Origin of the sequence: Phenylobacterium sp., assembly GCF_036402295.1 — a bacterium.
In the GTDB taxonomy this organism is placed as follows: Bacteria; Pseudomonadota; Alphaproteobacteria; order Caulobacterales; family Caulobacteraceae; genus Phenylobacterium.
The window spans coordinates 1-4756 of record NZ_DASWTE010000333.1; the positions used below are offsets into that span (position 1 = coordinate 1).

At 68.4% G+C, this 4756-nt stretch carries 4 protein-coding genes; 3 read left to right on the forward strand and 1 reads right to left on the reverse strand.

Annotation, left to right across the window (positions count from 1 at the left end; all coding sequences use genetic code 11):
- Positions 1–246: hypothetical protein (locus VGD44_RS26580; protein ID WP_331090097.1), on the reverse strand; the 246-nt coding region annotated here is incomplete at its 3' end.
- On the opposite strand from VGD44_RS26580, the gene dnaE reads away from it, so the two are divergent.
- From dnaE to rpsB, 3 genes are all read left to right on the forward strand, one after another.
- On the forward strand, positions 214–3651 hold the full coding sequence (gene dnaE / locus VGD44_RS19785; RefSeq protein ID WP_331090098.1) for a DNA polymerase III subunit alpha: 3438 nt from the start codon (positions 214–216) through the stop codon (positions 3649–3651). The genes VGD44_RS26580 and dnaE overlap by 33 nt on opposite strands.
- Positions 3652–3707: 56 nt before the next feature.
- On the forward strand, positions 3708–4037 hold the full coding sequence (locus VGD44_RS19790; RefSeq protein WP_331090099.1) for a hypothetical protein: 330 nt from the start codon (positions 3708–3710) through the stop codon (positions 4035–4037).
- A gap of 186 nt (positions 4038–4223) precedes the next feature.
- On the forward strand, positions 4224–4756 hold a 533-nt coding region (gene rpsB / locus VGD44_RS19795), incomplete at its 3' end, for a 30S ribosomal protein S2 (protein ID WP_331090100.1).

Consider the following 4756-nt stretch of genomic DNA (forward strand, 5'->3'; position numbering starts at 1 on the left):
ATCCACAGGCTTGACGATGAGAACAAAAGAGGAATAAGAACGAACCCGGAACGCGCCCACAGCTTCTCCACAGGCGCTCAACAAGAGGATGGCGAAGATGGTTCGTCTGGCCCGGGAATCGCTGGCCTTTGCGTCGGTGGCCAGCTTTGTCTGGCTGGTGTGTTCGGTGGCCGGCCTCGTGAGCTGACCGCCATGCGGATGGGGGAGGCGGCCTTGGTGGGGGGAAGCGACGAAGGGTTCGTCCACCTCCGGGTCCGCTCCGCCTATTCGCTGCTCGAAGGCGCCATCAAGGCCGACAAGATCGGTGCACTCGCCAAGGCCGACGGCATGCCGGCGGTGGCCATCGCCGACCGGGCCAATCTGTTCGGCGCGCTGGAATTCTCCGTCGCCACCAAGGGCGAGGGCGTACAGCCGATCATCGGGTGCGCGCTGCCGGTGCGGGGCGTGGGCGAGGCGCTGCCCGAGCGATGGGCCAAGGTCCCGACGGTGATGCTCGTCGCGCAGAACGAGCGGGGCTACCTGAACCTCTGCGACCTTTCCTCGATCGCCTATCTCGAGATCGAGGCCAGCGACGAGCCGCACGTGCCGTGGGCGAAGGTGTGCGAGCTGAGCGAGGGGCTGATCCTGTTGTCGGGCGGGCCGGACGGTCCGGTGGATCACCTGTTCGCGGCCGGTAAGATCAAGGAAGGCCGCGCGGCGCTCGGCGAGATGAAGCGGGCGTTCGGCGACCGCTTCTACGTCGAGCTGCAGCGGCACGGGGCGGCTGCCGAAGCCGCGGCCGAGGCGGGTCTGGTGGCCTTCGCCTACGAGGAGGACGTTCCTCTCGTCGCGACCAACGACGTCTACTTCAAGAACGCCCAGGCCTATGCGGCGCACGACGTCTTGCTGTGCATCGCCGACGGGGCCTTCGTGGGCCAGGACGAGCGCCGCCGCGTGACCGCCGAGCACGGCTTCAAGTCGGCGGCCGAAATGCGGGCGCTGTTCGCCGACCTGCCGGAAGCCTGCGACAACACGCTGGATATCGCCCGGCGCTGCGCCTTCATGGTCAACAAGCGCGACCCGCTCCTGCCGCGGTTCACGGCCGGCGAGCGGTCGGAGGCCGACGAACTGGCGGCCCAGGCGCGCGAAGGCCTGCGGCAGCGGATGGCCGCCGGCCGCGCCAACGTTTTCCCCGTCGCCGACTACGAGGCCCGCCTGGAGCGCGAGATCCAGGTGATCACCCAGATGGGGTTCCCCGGCTACTTCCTGATCGTGTCGGACTTCATCAAGTGGGCGAAGGCGCGCGGCATCCCCGTGGGGCCGGGACGCGGCTCGGGCGCGGGCTCGCTGGTGGCCTATTCGCTGACCATCACCGATCTCGACCCGCTGCAGTACGGCCTGCTGTTCGAGCGCTTCCTGAACCCCGAGCGCGTGTCGATGCCCGACTTCGACATCGACTTCTGCCAGGAGCGGCGGGAGGAGGTGATCACCTACGTCCAGCAACGGTACGGCCGCGACAAGGTCGCCCAGATCATCACCTTCGGCACCCTGCAGGCGCGCGCCGTGCTGCGCGATGTGGGCCGCGTGCTGCAGCTGCCGCTGGGCCAGGTGGACCGGCTGGCCAAGATGGTGCCGGCCAATCCCGCCAACCCGGTGACGCTGGCCCAGGCTATCGAGATCGAGCCCAGGCTGCAGGAGGAGCGCCGCCGCGACGAGGCGGTGGCGAGGCTGCTGGAGATCGCGCTGCAGCTGGAGGGCCTCTACCGCAACGCCTCGACCCACGCGGCCGGCGTGGTGATCGGCGACCGGCCGCTGACGCAGCTGACGCCGCTCTATCGCGATCCGCGTTCGGACCTGCCCGCCACCCAGTTCAACATGAAATGGGTGGAGAGCGCGGGGCTGGTGAAGTTCGACTTCCTGGGCCTGAAGACGCTCACCGTCATCGACCGGGCGGTGAAGTACCTGGAAAAGCGCGGAGCGGCGGTCGACATGGCGGCGCTGCCGCTGGACGACGAGAAGACCTACGAGCTGATGAGCAACGCGCTCACCATCGGGGTCTTCCAGCTGGAAGGCCAGGGGATGCGCGACACCCTGCGCCAGCTCCGGCCCGGCTCGATCGAGGACGTCACCGCCGTGGGCGCGCTCTACCGCCCCGGCCCGATGGACAACATCCCGGCCTTCATCGACTGCAAGTTCGGGCGCAAGGCGATCGACTTCCTGCACCCCACGCTGGAAGGGGTGCTGAAGGAGACCTACGGCATCATCGTCTACCAGGAACAGGTGATGCAGATCGCCCAGATCCTGGCCGGCTACAGCCTGGGCGAGGCCGACCTGCTCCGTCGCGCCATGGGCAAGAAGAAGAAGGAGGAGATGGACCTCCAGCGCGCCCGCTTCGTCTCGGGCGCGGAGGCCAAGGGCGTGCCGGGCGCGCAGGCCGGCGCGATCTTCGACCTGGTGGACAAGTTTGCGGGCTACGGCTTCAACAAGTCCCACGCCGCCGCCTACGCCGTGGTCAGCTACCAGACGGCCTGGCTGAAGGCGAACGCGCCGGTCGAGTTCTTCGCCGCCTCGATGAGCCTGGATATCGCCAACACCGACAAGCTGTCGGTGTTCTACCAGGACGCCAAGCGCTTCGGCGTGAAGATCCGCCCGCCCTGCGTGAACCGCTCGATGGCCGACTTCGACGTGGTGGAGGGCGAGGTGCTGTACGCCCTGGGCGCGATCCGCAACGTGGGCCTGCAGGCCATGCAGCACGTGGTGGAGGCGCGCGAGGCCGGCGGGCCGTTCACCGACATCTTCGACTTCGTCGAGCGGGTGGACCCGAAGCTGATAAACAAGCGCACGTTCGAGACCCTGGCGCGGGCGGGCGCGTTCGACGCCATCCACGCGAACCGCGCGCAACTCATCGAGGCGGCCGACATCCTGGTGGCCCACGGCGTCAGCGTGAACGAGCGGGAGACGTCGGAACAGGCGGGCCTGTTCGCCTCGGACAAGTCGGACGCTCGGGTCGCCACCCAGCGCAAGATGCCCCGACGCGACGCCTGGACCCCGACCGAGCGGCTGGACGAGGAGCTGGCGGCGGTGGGCTTCTACCTGTCGGGCCACCCCCTGGACGACATGGTGGAGGCGCTGCGGCGCAAGCGGACCGACCTGCTCACGGACGCGATCGCGAAGGCGGTGGCGGGCGCCGAGGCGCTACGGATGGCGGGCGTGGTGCGGCGCAAGCAGGAGCGGCCGTCGCGCTCGGGCGAGAAGTTCGCCTTCGTCACCTTCTCGGACCCGACGGGCGAGTACGAGGTGCTGTTCCCGCCGGAGTCGCTCAGGAAGTGCCGCGACTTTCTGGAGCCCGGCAAGGCGGTGTCCCTGAAGGTGCGCGCCAAGGCCAGCGACGGCGAAGTCCGCTTCTTCGGCGACGACGTCGAGCCGGTGGAGAAGGCGGTCGAGAACGTGGTGGCGGGCCTGCGCGTCCACGTCTCGCCCAGCGCCGAGATCGAGGCGATCAAGAAGCGCCTCGGCGTGTCGAACGGCCGGGGCGGCGAGGTGGTGCTGACCGCCCAGCTCGGCGGCGGCCGCGAGGTGGAACTGCGACTGCCCGGTCGGTTCACCCTGGACGGCGCGATCCGCGGGGCGGTGAAGACGGCGCCGGGGGTGGTGTTCGTGGAAGATCTTTAGCTGGACGTCATGGCCAAGCTTCGGCTTCTCTGAGACGAACTACGGAGGATCGCGCCTTGAAGTTGATTACCACTCTGGCCGCGGCGACCGTGTTGGCCGGGGGCCCAGCGCTGGCCCAGGCGCCCGCGAGCACCGGCTTCGGCAAGCCCTACGGGTCTCCTGCAGCCTCGGCGAGCAAGCCGCGAGACTATGGCGTCGCGCCGCCAGTCGGCAGCAGCAGCAGCAGCCAGCCCAGGATCTACGGCGCGCCGGACGCCGGCGGCGGCTTCAAGCCCTATCAGCCGTACAAGCCGGGCTCCGTCTACGCGTCGCCCAAGCCACCGTCCGCTGGGGCCAAGCCCTGCGAGACAAGCGTGTACGTGAACGCCTGCGACAAGCGGCGGTAGTCGCCACCCTCGGTACGTTCGAGGGAAGGGAGTTGATTTTCCGGCGCTTTCCAACTACATGCGCCGCTCCAATCCACACGCGGGTGTGCGGGCCTGACGGGGAGACATCCCGTCCAGTCCGTTCCGGTCCTCCTTCGGGAGGGTTGCCCGCGGCGGTCCAACCGGAAGAAAGACGAGATACAGACTATGGCTCTGCCTGAATTCTCCATGCGCCAGATGCTCGAAGCCGGCGCCCACTTCGGCCACCAGACGCACCGCTGGAACCCGAAGATGGACAAGTACATCTTCGGCTCGCGCTCCAACATCCACATCATCGACCTGTCGCAGTCGATCCCGCTGCTGCACCAGGCCCTGGTGAAGGTGCGCGAAGTCGCCGCCGGCGGCGGCCGCATCCTGTTCGTGGGTACGAAGCGCCAGGCCTCGGAGCCGATCGCCACGGCCGCGAAGCGCTGCGCCCAATACTACGTGAACCACCGCTGGCTGGGCGGCACGCTCACCAACTGGCGCACCGTGTCGGGCTCGATCGCCCGCCTGCGCGAGCTGGACACCGTGGTGAGCGGCGAAGGCCAGGGCCGTTCGAAGAAGGAGCTGCTGCAGCTCAACCGCGAGAAGGACAAGCTGGAGCTGAGCCTCGGCGGCATCAAGGACATGGGCGGCATCCCCGACCTGATGTTCGTGATCGACACCAACAAGGAAGCGATCGCGATCCAGGAAGCCCG